Raw genomic sequence first — 14467 nt, 5'->3', positions numbered from 1 at the left:
CGCGGGGCGGCCCTCGGCGCGTCCGGTGGGGGCCACCGCGTCGCCGGATCAGGATGGGCGGGATCAGGTCTCGCCGAAGGACGGCAGCGGTGCCCCGAGCCGATGCGCCTCGATCACGTCGAGGTGATCGAACAGTTCGTCGAGTCCGAACTGGTAGTCGTCGCCGGTGCCGACGAACACCACATGCGCGATCTCGCCACCGTCGTCGGGGGTCAACAGCACCACCGTGACGTTGACGGCCTCCTGCTCGTCGGGGATGTCGGCCTCCGAGGGCGGCCAATACCACGCCACCCCGGTGTCGTCGTCGGCGTCCTCGGAGAACTCCCAGCCCCGCGCCGTCAACCTGGCGTCGAAATCCTCGAGCTCGGAGGCGATCCCGAGTTCGTCGGCGACACGAGCCGGTACCCAGGGCCGGTCCCTGGCGGCCTGACGCTTCCTACGCCGAGCCTTCTTCTGATCTGATCGCCTGGACAATTACCCCAGGGCCCGATCCAGGTCGGCGATCAGGTCCTCGGTGCCTTCCAGCCCCACCGAGATCCGCACCACGCCGTCGCCCAGACCGATCGCGGCGCGCCCCTGCGGGCCCATCGCCCGGTGCGTGGTGGTGGCCGGATGCGTGATCAACGATTTGGCGTCGCCGAGGTTGTTGGAGATGTCCACGATCCGAAGCTTGTCGAGCACCTCGAAGGCGCGGTGTTTGGCCGCATCCGGGCTCGTGGCTCCCCCACTGGTTTTCAGCTCGAAGGTGATGACGGTGCCCCCGCCGGTCATCTGCCGCTTGGCGAGGTCGTACTGAGGGTGCGACTCCAGGAACGGGTACTTCACCCAACTCACCGAGGGGTGGCCCTGCAGGAACTCGGCGATGCGGTGCGCAGATGAATTCTGTTGCTGGACGCGAAGAGCCAGCGTCTCCAACCCTTTGAGCAGCGTCCACGCGTTGAACGGGCTCAGCGCCGGTCCGGTGTGGCGCATCAGTTTCTGCACCGGACCGTCGATGTACTCCTTGTCGCCCAGGATGGCCCCTCCCAAAACGCGGCCCTGGCCGTCTATGTGCTTGGTACCCGAGTACACCACCACGTCGACCCCGAGCGGAAAGCCCTGCTGCAATATCGGCGTGGCAAAGACGTTGTCCAACACCACTTTCGCGCCGGCAGCATGCGCGAGGTCACAGACTGCGGCGATGTCGACCAGCGACTGCATCGGGTTCGACGGGGTCTCGAAGAACACCGCCTGGGTCGGCACCGACAGCGCCTCCTCCCACTGCGCGAGGTCGTCACCGTCGACGAATACCGTCTCCACACCCCAGCGCGGCAGGATTTCGTCACAGACCACAAAGCACGACCCGAACAAGCTGCGCGCGGCCACCAACCGGTCCCCGGCGCCGAGTAACGCACCCAGCGAGGTGAAGACCGCCGACATCCCGGTCGCGGTCGCGAAACAGGCCGGCGCGCCTTCGAGCAGCCGCAGCCGCTCCTCGAACATCGCAATCGTCGGATTGCCGTAGCGCGAGTAGACGAAGCGGTCGATCTCGCCGGTGAACGCCTTCTCCGCCTCGGCGGCCGATTCGTAGACGTAGCCCGAGGTCAAGTAGATCGCTTCGGCGGTCTCCTCGAACCCCGAGCGCAGCAGCCCGCCACGGACACCGATGGTGGCCTGGCTGACCCCGTCCGGAAGCGGAGCCGGGGTGCGCACCGATTCTTGGTCGGTCATGACTGCGTCCAGGGCAGTCCGACGGCCTTCCACCCGGTGGCGCCGCGATGCCTGTTCTGATCGAGATTGCCTTCGAAACCGTCCAGGATGTTGTAGGACGGTCCGATCCCGGCCGCTGTCGCGGCTTCGGCGGCGCCGATGGACCGGTTACCCGAACGACACAGGAACACCACGGGACGTTCTCCGGCGGAATCGTCGACACCGACCTGTTGCACGAGGTCGTCGACGAACCCGTCGTTGCGGGTGCCGTCGGTGCGATTCCACTCGATGAACACCGCGTCCCGTTGCAGCGACGACAGGTCCGGCACTCCGACGAACCGCCATTCGGCGTCGGTGCGCACGTCGACCAGTACCGCATCGGGGTTCTCGCTCAGCAGCGTCCATGCCTGCTCAGGCGTGATGTCTCCGGCGTAGCTCACGGTCGTGAGTGTCCCACAGCTAGCTGGGACCGGTCGAACAGACCTTCCAGGTCCCGGCCTCCCGCGCGAAGGTCATCTCGACCGTCTCCTTGGCATCGGGGTCCTGACCGAAATAGTAGGTGATGTCGGCAGTCGCGCGGTCGCCGTCGATGGCCACACCGGCCACCCGGTCGAGGAACCGCTCCCCCCGACGCTCCACCGATTCCCGTTGTCGGTCAAGCACTTCCATCTCATCAGCGAGCTGACCGGCGCAGCTGAACTCGACCAGATCCGGGTAGTCGCTGCGCTGCAGTGCGTCGTTCTGGCCCGAGGCGGCCAGCGCGATCTGCTGTTCGTCGGTCAAGCCGTCACCGGAGAACAGGTTCATCAACCAGATTCCGATCACGGCGGCGACAATTATCGCCAGCGCCCCCAGAAACGGCGCCACCGCCGAGCCGCTGGAGGTCTCGTCGGACCCGGTCACCGGAGCCTGCGCACGGTCGCCGCCACCCGCCGGGCCCGGTCACGGGCCACGATCGGGTCCTGCGCGGTCGCCGAGGACAGGGTCGACCAGCGCCGTTGCCCGGTCTCGGCGGCGGGGAACACCCGGACGTCACTCTCGGCGACGGCCAGCGCATCGGCCAATACAGCGCGCATCTCGTCGCCGGAGACAACCTTGTCGGTTGCCTCGGAGTAGCTCAACTCGACCGCCCCGGGCGAGATCATGATGGTGTCGACCGGCAAGCCGAGGATGGCGCGGGCGTGCAACTCGAACTGCGACAGCCGTTGCGAACGCAGGGTCACCAGCCCGCTGTCCTGCAGTCGCGGTCGGACGTCGGAGAAGTAGACCTCGTCGCCCCGCACCAGCAACTCGACCGCGAACACCCCCCGGCCACCCAGGGAGTTGACGATTCGAGCCGCGATCGACTTCGCCGAATCCAGCGCGGTCGGCGACAGCGGTTGCGGCTGCCACGATTCGAGCGCATCGACGTCGTTCTGGCGGTGGCCGATCGGTTCACAGAAGCTCACCGCCGGCCCCGCCGCGCCGATCGTCCGCACCGTCAGCAGGGTCACTTCGAAATCGACCTCGACGACGGTCTCGGCGATGACGCGCTGCGCTCCGGTCTCCCCACCCACCGCCCGGTGTTTCTCCCCACCCACCGCCCGGTGCCACGCGGGCTCGACGTCATCGGGCCGCAGCAGCACCGACTCACCCTCGCCGGGAGCCGCCGCCACCGGTTTGACCACCAGCGGAAAGCCGGCGTGTGCGGCGATTGCGGCGAGTTCCTCCGCCGAACCGGCGAACCAGAACGGCGCGGTGGGCAGTCCCAACTCGTCGGCGGCGAGCTTGCGCAGACCCTCACCGTCCAGGGACAGCCGGGCGGCGCGCGGGGTGGGATACACCTCGACGTCGTCTCGATCGGCCACCCCGAGCAAGGTGCCGGGGGCGACCGTGGCCGTGTCGGCGACCACATAGCGTGGCCTGCACTGGTCGATCAGTGCGGTCAGTGCCGAAGCGTCCTCGTGCTCACCCACCGTGACGACCTCGGCACCGAGCCGGCGGAACGCCGACGCCAGTTCGGCGCTGCGCTCGCCCCCGCCCAGCAGCATGACCGTGTCGCCGTGCGTCGTTTCAGTCAAAGTCATCTCACCGCTGTCATCTCACACCCAGGCCGTCTCACACCCAGGCCGTCTCACACCCAGGACGTCTCGCCTGATGGGCGCCCGGCCGGATGGGGTCTGGGCCATCATGACGTCGCGCTCATCGGTCTTCCACCCTGCCAGACGGGCCCGGAGAATCCGAACCGGGCGCAAGGGCCGCGCGGAACGTGCTCATCGCATCGATCAGTGCCCCGAAGACCCGGTGGGCGGCCGCCAGATCGCGGTCGGTCAATCCGGCCAGCGCTTCATGGGTGTGCTCGGCCAGCGGGGTGAAGAACGCACCCGCGACCTCCATGCCGTGATCGGCGACCCGCAGCATCACCTTGCGCCGGTCGTTCGGATCGGAGTCGCGCAACAGATGACCCGAGGTGATCATCCGCTCGACGAGGTAGGTGATCGCCGCGCCCGAGGTACCCATCCGCTTTCTGAGCTCACCGGCCGTCAGCGGCGCCCCGGCGCTCTCGGCGACGATGACGTGCAACAGCGCCCGGAAATCGTTGGCTGTCAGCGTGTGCCGGGCGGCGAACACATGCCCGATCCGATCGGACTCCGCCGTCAGCGCTCGAACATCGGCGGCTATCGACGCTTCCAGCGTCATCCGGTCGGCATCCTGCACCACCCTGTCACCATAGCCAAAAAATTCAATTGATTAATGTTTAAATATCTGAAATAGTCTCATCCATGACCCGCCGTCTGTCCTGGTTGATCGCCGTGGCGATCGTTCTCGCGTCCGGCGCCCTGATGGGGCTGCTCGGAGGCGGCGACGCCGAATCACAGTCGCCGGTGGCCGTCCCGCCGTCCGCCGAGTCCGCCCGGGCCGACGCGGCCCGGACGCAGTTCCCCGGCGGCGACCAGGTGCCCGCCATCCTGGTCGTCACCCGCGATGACGGGTCACCGCTGAGCCCTGCCGACCTGGCCGCGGTGGACGAGACCCGCACCCGCGTGCTGGCCGCCGCGGGCATTGAGGCAGGCAGCCCGCCGCCCCAGGTCTCCCAGGACGGTGCGGCCGCGGTGACGACGGTGCCGCTGTCGGCCGACCTGTCCGGATTCGACCTCAACGACGAGGTCAACGAGTTGCGCGCCGCGGCAACCGACGGACTGCCCGGCGACTTGCGGGCCCAGGTGACCGGGGGACCGGCTTTCGGCGCCGACATCGCCGACTCGTTCTCCGGCGCCAACTTCACCCTGCTGGCCGTCACCGCGGCGGTGGTCGCACTGCTGCTCGTCATCACCTATCGGTCGCCGGTGCTCTGGCTGGTGCCGCTGCTGGTGATCGGCTTCGCCGACCGGGTCGCCGCCGTGCTCGGGACGGCCGTCGCCGAGGCGTTCGGAGTGAGCCCGGACGGCTCCACCTCCGGCATCACCAGCGTGCTGGTCTTCGGCGCCGGCACCAACTACGCCCTGCTGTTGATCTCACGCTATCGAGAAGAGCTGGGACGCAACCAGTCCCATCACGTGGCACTGAGCACCGCGGTGCGCCGCGCCGGACCGGCGATCCTCGCCAGCAACGCCACGGTGGTGTTGGCCCTGCTCACACTGCTGTTCGCCTCATCGCCGAGCACCCGCAGCCTGGGTGTACAGGCCGCCGCCGGACTGGTGATCGCAGCGGTGTTCGTGTTGCTGGTGCTGCCACCGGCGCTCGGGATGTTCGGCCGGAAACTGTTCTGGCCGTTCATTCCCCAGCTGGGAGCTGAACCGCTCACCGACAGCGGCGTCTGGCACCGGGTGGCCTCCGCAGTCGCGCGTCGGCCGGGCCCGGTGGCCGCGGTGTCGATCGGTCTGCTGGCTGTGCTGTGCATGGGACTGGTCGGCACTCCCGTCGGCCTGTCACAGACCGAACAGTTCCGGGTCGAGGCGGAGTCGGTCGAAGGGTTCGAAACGCTGTCGGCGCACTTCCCCAGCGGCCTGACCGACCCGGCACGGGTCATCGCCGCCACCGACCGCGCCGCCGAGGTGCAGCGCGCGGTCACCGAGACCCCCGGCGTGGTGTCGGTGATCCCGGCCGGTGAGTCACCGGACGGGCTGAGCCAGTGGTCGGTGGTGCTCGACGCCGACCCGGCGTCCGACGAGGCGTTCGAAACCATTGACGCCCTCCGTGATTCGGTGCACCGCGTCGATCCCGGCGGCCTGGTCGGCGGATCGGACGCGACCGCGCGTGATGCCGCCTCCGCGGCGCGACACGACCGCGTCGTGGTCATCCCGGCGATCCTGGTCGTGGTGCTGGCAGTGCTGTACGTGCTGCTGCGCGCGGCACTGGCCCCGCTGGTCCTGATCGCGGCCACGGTGCTCAGCTCGCTGGCGGCACTGGGCCTGGGCAGCTGGGCCGGCGTGCACCTGTTCGGCTTCCCGGCGCTGGACAACACCGCGCCGCTGTTCGCGTTCCTCTTCCTGGTCGCGCTCGGGGTGGATTACACGATCTTCCTGGTGACGCGCGCCCGCGAGGAGACCCCGGACAACACCCGCGCCGGCACCCGCGACGGGATCGTGCGGGCCGTCTCGGCGACCGGCGCCGTGATCACCAGCGCCGGAATCGTACTGGCAGCGGTGTTCTGCGTGCTGGGCGTGTTGCCGCTGATCGTGCTGACGCAGGTTGGCATCATCGTCGGACTGGGCATTCTGCTCGACACCTTCGTGGTCCGGACCGTCGTCATTCCCGCGCTGTTCACCCTCATCGGGCCGCGCATCTGGTGGCCAGCGCTAAGCGGGGACACCGGATCCGGCGGGTAGCGTCGAAAGATGAACCAGGCCGCCCACCCCGATCTGCCCCCGGTCCACATGCGGCGCGACGGCTTCGACCCGACGCCCGAGTTGCGCCAGATCCGCGACATCGACGGCGTGCGGACCGTCACCAACGCGTTCGGCATGTCGGTGTACCTGATCACCCGCTATCAGGACATCAAGGCGGTGCTCTCCGACCACACCCGGTTCTCCAACGGTCGGCCACCGGGGTTCGTCGTTCCCGGCGCGCCGGCCGTCGACGAGGACGAGGCGGCCCGCAACCGGGCCGGGAATCTGCTGGGCCTCGACCCGCCCGAGCATCAGCGGCTGCGCCGCATGCTCACCGGTGAGTTCACCATCCGGCGGATGCAGCGGCTCCAGCCACGCATCGTCGAAATCGTCGAGGCCCAGCTGGATGCGCTCGCCGCGGCGGGCAAGCAGGCAAGCACGAGCACCGGTGCCCCCTCAGCGGATCTGGTCGAGCATTTCGCGCTGCCGATCCCGTCCCTGGTGATCTGTGAACTGCTCGGGGTGCCGTACCAGGACCGCGACGACTTCCAGCGCCGCAGCGCCCGCCAGCTCGACCTGTCCATCCCGATCCCGGAGCGCTTCGAACTGGCCCGCCAGGGACGCGAGTACATGGGCGGCCTCGTCGGCGCCGCCCGGACCCGGCCCGGCGATGACATCCTCGGCATGCTGGTGCGCGAACACGGAGACGAACTGACCGACGACGAACTCATCGGCATCGCAAGCCTGCTGCTACTTGCCGGGCACGAGACCACGTCGAACATGTTGGCGCTGGGCACGCTCGCGCTGCTGCGTCATCCCGAGCAACTCACCACGGTGCGCGACGACCCGGCGGCGGTCGCTCCGGCGGTGGAGGAACTGCTGCGCTGGCTGTCGATCGTGCACACCGCCATCCCGCGTATCACCACCACCGACGTCGAGATCGCCGGCGTCGAGATCCCGGCCGGACAGCTGGTGTTCGCCTCGCTGCCGGCGGGGAACCGCGACGGCGAATTCGTCGACGCGCCGGACATTCTGGACATCGACCGCGGTGCGCCGGGCCATCTGGCGTTCGGTCACGGGGTGCACCACTGCCTGGGTGCGCCGCTGGCCCGGATGGAGATGCAGATCGCCTTTCCCGCGCTGTTGCGCCGGTTCCCGAACCTGGCGCTGGCAGAGGACTTCGCCGAGGTGCAGTTCCGGTCGTTCCACTTCATCTACGGGGTCAAGTCGTTGGAGGTGACCTGGTGAGCATCGTCATCGCGGACCGCGAGCTGTGCATCCAGGCGGGCAACTGCGTGATGGTCGCGGGCGAGGTGTTCGATCAGGACGATGCCGGGGTCGTCGTGGTACTCGACGAGGAGGTCAGCGGTCCGGTGGCCGAGCGTGCGCGCCGCGCGGTTCAGTGGTGCCCGGCGGGTGCGTTGCGGCTGGAAGATCGATGACGCCCGCGCGCACCAGCAGCAGCAGGCTGACGACCAGCACCCAGAACGGGAACGTCACCGTCATCCATGGCGTGATGTCGCTACCGACCAGAACAGCCAGCGCGAGCAGGTAGGTCGAGATCGCCAGCCACGTCGGCATCAGCCTGGTTCGGAGCCAGATGGTGGCCAGCGACATCATGAACACCGCGGCCATCCGCAGCGCATAGGTGTTCGACAGCGACACCAGTAGCGCCTGACCGAAGGTCGAAACCTCGGTGCGGGCCACGGGCTCGGTGACGCCGCGGGCGGCGATCAAACCGGCCCCGACCGCTGTCGAGGCGAAGATCATGGCCAAGAAGAGCAGGCCGCTGCCGAGGAACACCGTCGAGAAGAACTTGTCCTCCAGGGTGCCCAGACCGTCACGCACCACCCCGATGAACCACAGGAATGCGATGCCGGCGAAGGGCATCAGCACGACGGCCACGCGCAGCCGGTGTTCGGATCCGTCCACCCACGGCGCGCCCAGATGTGCCCCGTCGGGCAGGGTGGTGCGGATCAACACCAGCGCGGTGCCGAACAGCACGGCGAACAGCACACCGGCGAACGCGGCGGCGCGCGGTGTCGTCAGGCGGTGCAGGTGGCGATCGGCGGAACGGGTCACCGCCCCATGCTGACCGATCACGGCTCAGTCTTCAGCCGGAACGGCATCATCAGGACCCGCCGGAACGGCATCATCAGGCCCCGCCGGAACGGCATCATCGGCGGCCACGGTCTGGTTTCCGCCCGCCTGTTTGGCCCGGTACATGGCCGAGTCGGCGCGTTCCAGCAGGCGGCGCACGACGGCGGCCACGTCGCCGTCGACGCGCGCCGTGGCCGCCCCGATGCTCATCGTCGGCACCGCCGCGGCGGCACACCGCGCCACCGTCTCATGTAACCGCGCCGCCACCGCGAGCAGAATCGACGGGCCTCCGTCGATCACCACCACGAACTCTTCGCCGCCGGTGCGCGCGATGACCGACCGCACCCCGAGGTCGGCGACCGCGTCGCGGGCCGCGTCGGCCACCGCGACGAGCACCTGGTCCCCGACCTCATGCCCGTGTCCGTCGTTGATGGTCTTGAACTTGTCGATGTCCACCGCCAGCACTCCCACCCGGGTTCCGCCCGGGGCCACCACCTCGGTGAGGTATGCCTCCAGTCCGCGACGGTTGTACAGCCGGGTCAGCGGATCATGCAGCGAGTCCAGCGCGCCCATCCGCAGCGCCAGCAGGTAGGACTGCACGATGACGGGTACGCCGATCACCGTCGGCACGAGCACCAGGAGGCGCACCGTGATCACCGACACCGGCACGGTGGCCTGAGCGATCGCCATGCCGTAGATCGCCGCGAACACCGCCACCGTGAATGCCAGATGCAGCAGCAGCAACCGCGGACCGTGCACCACGACGATGTAGATGCCGTTGGTCGCCAGCAGTGCCAGCCCGGGCATGGCGGTGAACGCATCCTGATAGCAGGCCATCACGACCACGACCGCGACGTCGGCGTACACGGCGAACGCCAGGGACTGCCGCTCGGTGGGCCAGGGACCGAAGATCCACATGACCCCGAGCACAGCCGAACTCACGGCGATGGCCAGGACCAGGACCCGTGCCACGACGGATCCGCCGTCGAAGAGGGCCCATACCACCGTCAGCAGTGCGGTCAGTCCGTAGAGCAGCGAAAAGCAACCGATGAACACCTGGTGCACGCGCATCAGGCCCTGGGCACGAAAGTGCCGCGCGGTCCATTCGAACTCGTGCGGTTGCCGCCACCAGATCAGGAGGAACTCGCGAAAGCCCTTTTCCATCCAACCCCACGCCGCACTATGGCTGCCCGGGCAACAGCCTGATCATCAACCCGTTGGCCTCGGCGAGTAGCTGACCGTCGGGGTCGCGCAACTCGGCGTTGACGAACGCTTTGCGTCCCTGCGCCTCACGCACCCAACCCCGGGCGGTCAGCACCGTGTCGATCGGTGTCACCTTCCGGTAGTCGACGTGCAGGAACGCGGTCCGGCTGATCGGACGTCCCGCGGCGTGGATCACCATGCCGAACACCGAGTCGAACAGCAGTGGCAGCACGCCTCCGTGCACGGCGTTGTTCCCACCCACCGAGAACCGGCTGAACTGTACCTGCAGTGCGACACCGTCGGGATCGAAACCGACAATGCGATACGGCGGCATCAGCAAGCTGCCCGCGCCGGGTAGCGCAGGCACCCGGTTGGCGGGTCCGACACCTTCGGCGGCCTCGAACGGGCCGAGCAGCTCCACCAGTTCCTCGGTCAGCGCGGCGGCGCGATCCCAGGTCGCCGGGTCGGGGTCCGCCGACACCGCCAGGTCCTGTGCGCGCCGCATCGCCGTCAGGAACCTGCCGAAACCTGGTCCGGGCTCGGCCGGGGTGAAGTTCGGGAAACCGCCGTGACTGTCGTACTCGGGATCAAGCGCCCTGGGATCCTCGCCCGGATCGTTGCCGACGCCCGTACCGGTCACGCCAGTACGTCGCGGCGCACGATGGTCTGATCTCGACCCGGACCGACACCGATGCACGAAACATGGGCTCCGGCAAGGTCTTCCAAACGAAGCACATAGTCACGGGCCTTGGCCGGCAGCTCCTCGAACTCCCGGGCACCGGAGATGTCCTCCCACCACCCGGGCAGTTCCTCGTAGATCGGCTCGGCACGGGCGATGTCGCTCTGGGTCATCGGCATCTCGTCGGTGCGCTTGCCGTCTATCGCGTAGCCGACGCAGATCGGCACCGTCTGCAGGCTCGACAGCACGTCGAGCTTGGTCAGGAAGTAATCGGTGATGCCGTTGACGCGCGTCGCGTAACGGGCGATGACCGCGTCGAACCACCCGCAGCGTCGGGCCCGGCCGGTCGTGACACCGACTTCGCCACCGGTCTTGGCCAGGTAGGCGCCGTGTTCGTCGAACAGCTCGGTCGGGAACGGTCCGGAGCCGACCCGGGTGGTATAGGCCTTGAGGATTCCCAGCACGGTGGTGATCCGCGTCGGACCGATACCCGAGCCCACGGACGCACCGCCGGCGGTCGGATTCGAGGATGTGACAAAGGGATACGTGCCGTGGTCGACGTCGAGCAGGGTGCCCTGCGAGCCCTCCAGCAGCACCGTCTGGCCATCGTCGAGCGCCTCGTTGAGCAGCAACCGGGCGTCGGCGATACGGTGCCGGAACCCTTCGGCCTGTGCGAGCAGGTTTCCTACCACCTCCGCCGGGTCCAGCGCCTTGCGGTTGTAGATCTTGACCAGCACCTGGTTCTTGAATTCCAGTGCGCCCTGGATCTTTTCCGCGAGCAGCTCCGGATCGAGGACATCGGCGACCCGGATGCCCTGGCGGGCAATCTTGTCCTGATAACAGGGCCCGATACCCCGACCGGTGGTGCCGATCTTCTTGCTACCGGCGTAGCGCTCCACGACCTTGTCGATGGCGACGTGGTACGGCATCAGCAGGTGCGCATCGGCGGAGATCAGCAGCCGCCCGGTGTCCACCCCGCGATCTTCGAGGCCCTTGAGTTCGGTCAACAGCACACCGGGGTCGACGACGACGCCGTTGCCGATCACGTTGGTCACCCCGGGGGTCAGGATTCCGGACGGGATCAGGTGCAGCGCGAAGTTCTCGCCGGTCGGCAGCACCACGGTGTGCCCGGCGTTGTTGCCACCCTGGTAGCGAACCACCCACTGGACCCGTCCACCGAGGAGATCGGTGGCTTTACCTTTGCCCTCGTCGCCCCACTGGGCGCCGATGAGGACGATTGCCGGCATCGCAGTCCTTCGCGTCTTCGGGCTGATTTCTCACGCTCGTGCTGCGCTCGATACAGTGTGCAGCCGGTGAGCCACCCTATCTCAAGGAACGCATCGGACCCGTCATCAGTGGCGGTGGTGCGCTCGGCCGGCCGCCGGATTCCGCGCACCCTGCGCGATCTGCCCGTCGTGGACCCCGCCGACACCGACCGTCTGACCGCCTATCGGCGGCTCATCGTCGTGGGCGGCCACCCGGAGCTGTCCCAGGTGCTGACCCGGTTGCTGCGCGCCGACCGGCTCGACATCGAGGTGGCCCAGGTGCGGCGGCCGTGGCAGGCCCGGCAGGCCCGCACCGGCGCCGCGGCCCGGGTTCCGCTGATCCGCGATGAGACCGGGGCGGTCGTCACCGGGGCGGCGCAGTGGCTTCCGGCGCAGGGGTCCACCCTCCGTGGCGAGGCCGTCGTCGACGACGAACGTCTCTTCGACGGCGACGCCTCGGGCGTGCGTATCGAACCGCTCGCGGCCATGCCGGGGTTGCGGGCCGGTGTCCGGCCCGGCCGGCTGCGGCCGCGCCGGTGGGTCAGCGGGCGCGCCGCGCAGCTGGGCACCACCGGCGCGGTGGTGGTGCGCGACGGCGTGGCGGCGACCCGAGCGGTCCGACGCTCCACCTTCTACCGCCACACCGAGGGCTGGCTGCGGGTGGGTCGGGGATAACCGCAGGTAGTTTCGGTGAGGTGAACATCCGTCCGCTGCATCGGTCGGTGCGGCCGAGCCCGGTCTTTCTCGGGCTGATCGGGTTGACCGGGCTGGGCGGTGCGCTGGCCTGGTCGGCCGCCGGACCGATCGGGCCGATCGCCTACCTGGGGGTGTTCGTCTTCGTCATCTTCGGATGGCTGGTGACGCTGTGCCTGCACGAGTTCGGGCACGCCTATTCGGCCTACCGCTTCGGTGACCGCGACGTCGCGCTGCGCGGTTATCTGACGCTCAACCCGCTGAAGTACTCGCACCCGCTGCTCTCGCTCGGGCTGCCGGTGCTGTTCATCGCGCTCGGCGGCATCGGACTGCCCGGCGGTGCGGTCTACCTGCAGACCGCGGCGATGACGTCGCGGCAGAAGACCCTGGTGAGTCTGGCCGGCCCGGCAGTCAACCTGTTCTTCGCCATCCTGCTGCTGTCGTTGGCCCGGCTGCTCTACGACCCGGACCACTCCGTCTTCTGGGCCGGCGTCGCGTTCCTGGGGTTTCTGCAGGTCACCGCGCTGCTGCTGAATCTGCTGCCGATCCCGGGCCTGGACGGCTACGGCGCACTGGAACCGCATCTGAGTCCGCAGACGCAGCGCGCGCTCGCCCCGGCCAGACAGTGGGGGTTCTTCCTGCTGTTGCTCCTGCTCATCGCGCCGCCGTTGAACCAGTGGTTCTTCGGCGCGGTGTACTGGTTGTTCGAGCTGTCCGGCGTCCCGCCGACGTTGTCGGCCCTCGGTGGGCAGCTGACCAGGTTCTGGTCGGCTCTGGGTCAGGGGTGGTGACGGCGCAGCCGCCGGCCGACCGGGACGGTCGACCACGACGATCGACCAGGACGGTCCACTACGCGGGTCGGTAGATCTCTCGGGCGAGCCCGAGCTTGCGCTGTCGCAGCCGCTCGACGGTACCGGTGGCGAAACCGCCGCCGGCGGGTCTGGCCGGCACCTTCATCGCGTCCCCGGCCACATCCGCGACCAGCGTCCACCCCGACCCCAGATCGATCAGCGACTGGTGCTTGGTGACGTAGTAATCCTGGTTGACCGCCAGGGCGACCCCTCCGGCGCCCGCAGCAGCCGCCGCCATGTGCATGTGAAAGCGGGTGGAGATCCACACCTGGTCACCCGAGACCGGCAGGCCTTTCTCCCACACGTCGGCGAACGGATAGAACATGGCCCCGGGCAGTTCGTGCTCGATCAACGCGTAGACCTCGCGGTCCACCCGGGGGATGCCCTCGACCACGCAGACGTCCTCGCCGCTGACCTGCCAGTCGCGCAGCATCGCAAGCACCGCACCGGCCACCGACTGATTGCCGGCCTCACTGAGGTCCGACTGCAGACACAGCATCACCTCGGGCAGCGGCCCGCTGGGCCACACGTCCCGGGGCCGCACGACGTGCTCACGCCCGACACACAGGAACGCGTCGTCGATGCCGGTGGCGATGTCGAGCAGCTCGGCTGAGTGCGCATCGCGTACCTCCGCCACCGTGAACCGCTCGATCAGGGCGCGCAGCAGCGGTCCTGAACCGGCGGGCTCCGGGGTCAGTCCGTGACCGGTCATCGCCGCGCGGGCACCGGAGAGGCGGGCGGCCGCCGCAGCACCCGCGAGGAGGCCGACGTGATGCGGCCAGATCCGGTTGACGTAACCCCCGCCGACGACGTGCACGACGTCGACCTGGCGCAGTGCCATGATTCCCTGGTGCCAGCGCGGCGCCAATCCGGGATTGCCGAGGGCATGCTGCACCCACGCGGCGACCTCCCAGGGATCCTCCGAGGGTGCTTCCCAGCACAGCCGCCACAGCGTGTCGGTGAAGCGCACCTTCGGGTGTGCATCCCCGACCAGCATCTGCGCCGAACCGGGCGAGTGGGTGTCCACCCACACCGTGGCGTGCGGCGCGGTCTCGGCGAGGTGGCGGAGCCACCCTCGAAGGATCAACTCGTCGCCGAAGTTCGGAAACCCCGCTGTGGCAATCAGGTAATACACAGGAGACTTCCAGTTTTCTGGCACCCCGAAATGGTATCCGCCCG

At 68.6% G+C, this 14467-nt stretch carries 16 protein-coding genes; 5 read left to right on the top strand and 11 right to left on the bottom strand.

Annotated features, from left to right (window positions below):
• Window positions 1-63 precede the first annotated feature (63 nt).
• The 6 genes from ACNUDN_RS02680 to ACNUDN_RS02655 form a co-directional block, all read right to left on the bottom strand.
• The gene (locus tag ACNUDN_RS02680) at window positions 64-474 is read right to left on the bottom strand and encodes a hypothetical protein (RefSeq protein ID WP_419120509.1); all 411 of its coding nucleotides are present in this window, start codon (window positions 472-474) and stop codon (window positions 64-66) included.
• The gene (locus ACNUDN_RS02675; protein ID WP_419120508.1) at window positions 475-1710 is read right to left on the bottom strand and encodes an O-succinylhomoserine sulfhydrylase; all 1236 of its coding nucleotides are present in this window, start codon (window positions 1708-1710) and stop codon (window positions 475-477) included.
• On the bottom strand, window positions 1707-2129 hold the full coding sequence (locus ACNUDN_RS02670; RefSeq protein WP_419120507.1) for a rhodanese-like domain-containing protein: 423 nt from the start codon (window positions 2127-2129) through the stop codon (window positions 1707-1709). The genes ACNUDN_RS02675 and ACNUDN_RS02670 overlap by 4 nt, the downstream gene beginning before the upstream one ends.
• A gap of 19 nt (window positions 2130-2148) precedes the next feature.
• Window positions 2149-2592 carry an Rv0361 family membrane protein gene (locus ACNUDN_RS02665; protein ID WP_419120506.1) on the bottom strand — a complete coding sequence of 148 codons (444 nt, stop codon included), beginning with the start codon at window positions 2590-2592 and terminating at the stop codon, window positions 2149-2151.
• Window positions 2589-3755: a formate-dependent phosphoribosylglycinamide formyltransferase gene (gene purT, locus ACNUDN_RS02660; RefSeq protein WP_419120505.1), complete on the bottom strand. Its 1167-nt coding sequence runs from the start codon at window positions 3753-3755 to the stop codon at window positions 2589-2591. The genes ACNUDN_RS02665 and purT overlap by 4 nt, the downstream gene beginning before the upstream one ends.
• Window positions 3756-3870: 115 nt before the next feature.
• The gene (locus ACNUDN_RS02655) at window positions 3871-4386 is read right to left on the bottom strand and encodes a MarR family winged helix-turn-helix transcriptional regulator (RefSeq protein WP_419124985.1); all 516 of its coding nucleotides are present in this window, start codon (window positions 4384-4386) and stop codon (window positions 3871-3873) included.
• A gap of 65 nt (window positions 4387-4451) precedes the next feature.
• Between ACNUDN_RS02655 and ACNUDN_RS02650 the strand changes: the two genes are divergently transcribed.
• From ACNUDN_RS02650 to ACNUDN_RS02640, 3 genes are read left to right on the top strand one after another with little or no spacing between them, the layout of a single operon-like run.
• Window positions 4452-6497, top strand: a complete 2046-nt coding sequence (locus tag ACNUDN_RS02650) for an MMPL family transporter (protein ID WP_419120504.1) — start codon at window positions 4452-4454, stop codon at window positions 6495-6497.
• Between the two features lie 9 nt (window positions 6498-6506).
• On the top strand, window positions 6507-7745 hold the full coding sequence (locus ACNUDN_RS02645) for a cytochrome P450 (RefSeq protein ID WP_419120503.1): 1239 nt from the start codon (window positions 6507-6509) through the stop codon (window positions 7743-7745).
• A complete protein-coding gene (locus ACNUDN_RS02640) occupies window positions 7742-7939 on the top strand; it encodes a ferredoxin (RefSeq protein WP_419120502.1) in 198 nt (65 codons plus the stop codon). Before ACNUDN_RS02645 ends, ACNUDN_RS02640 begins: the two co-directional genes overlap by 4 nt.
• Here the strand turns inward: ACNUDN_RS02640 and ACNUDN_RS02635 are convergent.
• The 4 genes from ACNUDN_RS02635 to ACNUDN_RS02620 are packed head-to-tail and all read right to left on the bottom strand — an operon-like array spanning window position 7860 to window position 11726.
• Window positions 7860-8579, bottom strand: a complete 720-nt coding sequence (locus tag ACNUDN_RS02635) for a hypothetical protein (RefSeq protein WP_419120501.1) — start codon at window positions 8577-8579, stop codon at window positions 7860-7862. The genes ACNUDN_RS02640 and ACNUDN_RS02635 overlap by 80 nt on opposite strands.
• 24 nt (window positions 8580-8603) lie before the next feature.
• Window positions 8604-9761, bottom strand: a complete 1158-nt coding sequence (locus ACNUDN_RS02630) for a GGDEF domain-containing protein (RefSeq protein WP_419120500.1) — start codon at window positions 9759-9761, stop codon at window positions 8604-8606.
• A gap of 16 nt (window positions 9762-9777) precedes the next feature.
• Window positions 9778-10440 carry a PaaI family thioesterase gene (locus ACNUDN_RS02625; RefSeq protein ID WP_419120499.1) on the bottom strand — a complete coding sequence of 221 codons (663 nt, stop codon included), beginning with the start codon at window positions 10438-10440 and terminating at the stop codon, window positions 9778-9780.
• Entirely contained in the window at window positions 10437-11726 is a 1290-nt protein-coding gene (locus ACNUDN_RS02620) for an adenylosuccinate synthase (protein ID WP_419120498.1), read from the bottom strand. The genes ACNUDN_RS02625 and ACNUDN_RS02620 overlap by 4 nt, the downstream gene beginning before the upstream one ends.
• A gap of 78 nt (window positions 11727-11804) precedes the next feature.
• Here ACNUDN_RS02620 and ACNUDN_RS02615 point away from each other — a divergent pair, with 78 nt between their 5' ends.
• Complete coding sequence (locus ACNUDN_RS02615; RefSeq protein ID WP_419124984.1) at window positions 11805-12419, top strand: peptidase M50; 615 nt, start codon at window positions 11805-11807, stop codon at window positions 12417-12419.
• A 20-nt stretch (window positions 12420-12439) separates the two neighbouring features.
• Window positions 12440-13228, top strand: a complete 789-nt coding sequence (locus ACNUDN_RS02610) for a site-2 protease family protein (RefSeq protein WP_419120497.1) — start codon at window positions 12440-12442, stop codon at window positions 13226-13228.
• A 58-nt stretch (window positions 13229-13286) separates the two neighbouring features.
• On the opposite strand, the gene ACNUDN_RS02605 is transcribed toward ACNUDN_RS02610, so the two are convergent.
• Complete coding sequence (locus tag ACNUDN_RS02605) at window positions 13287-14447, bottom strand: polysaccharide pyruvyl transferase family protein (protein ID WP_419120496.1); 1161 nt, start codon at window positions 14445-14447, stop codon at window positions 13287-13289.
• Window positions 14448-14467: the final 20 nt, after the last annotated feature.

It is taken from the genome of Mycobacterium sp. smrl_JER01, assembly GCF_048513595.2.
Taxonomy (GTDB): Bacteria; Actinomycetota; Actinomycetes; order Mycobacteriales; family Mycobacteriaceae; genus Mycobacterium.
The sequence above is the reverse complement of the archived record's forward strand: the minus strand, read 5'-3'. Positions and strand labels throughout refer to the sequence as shown.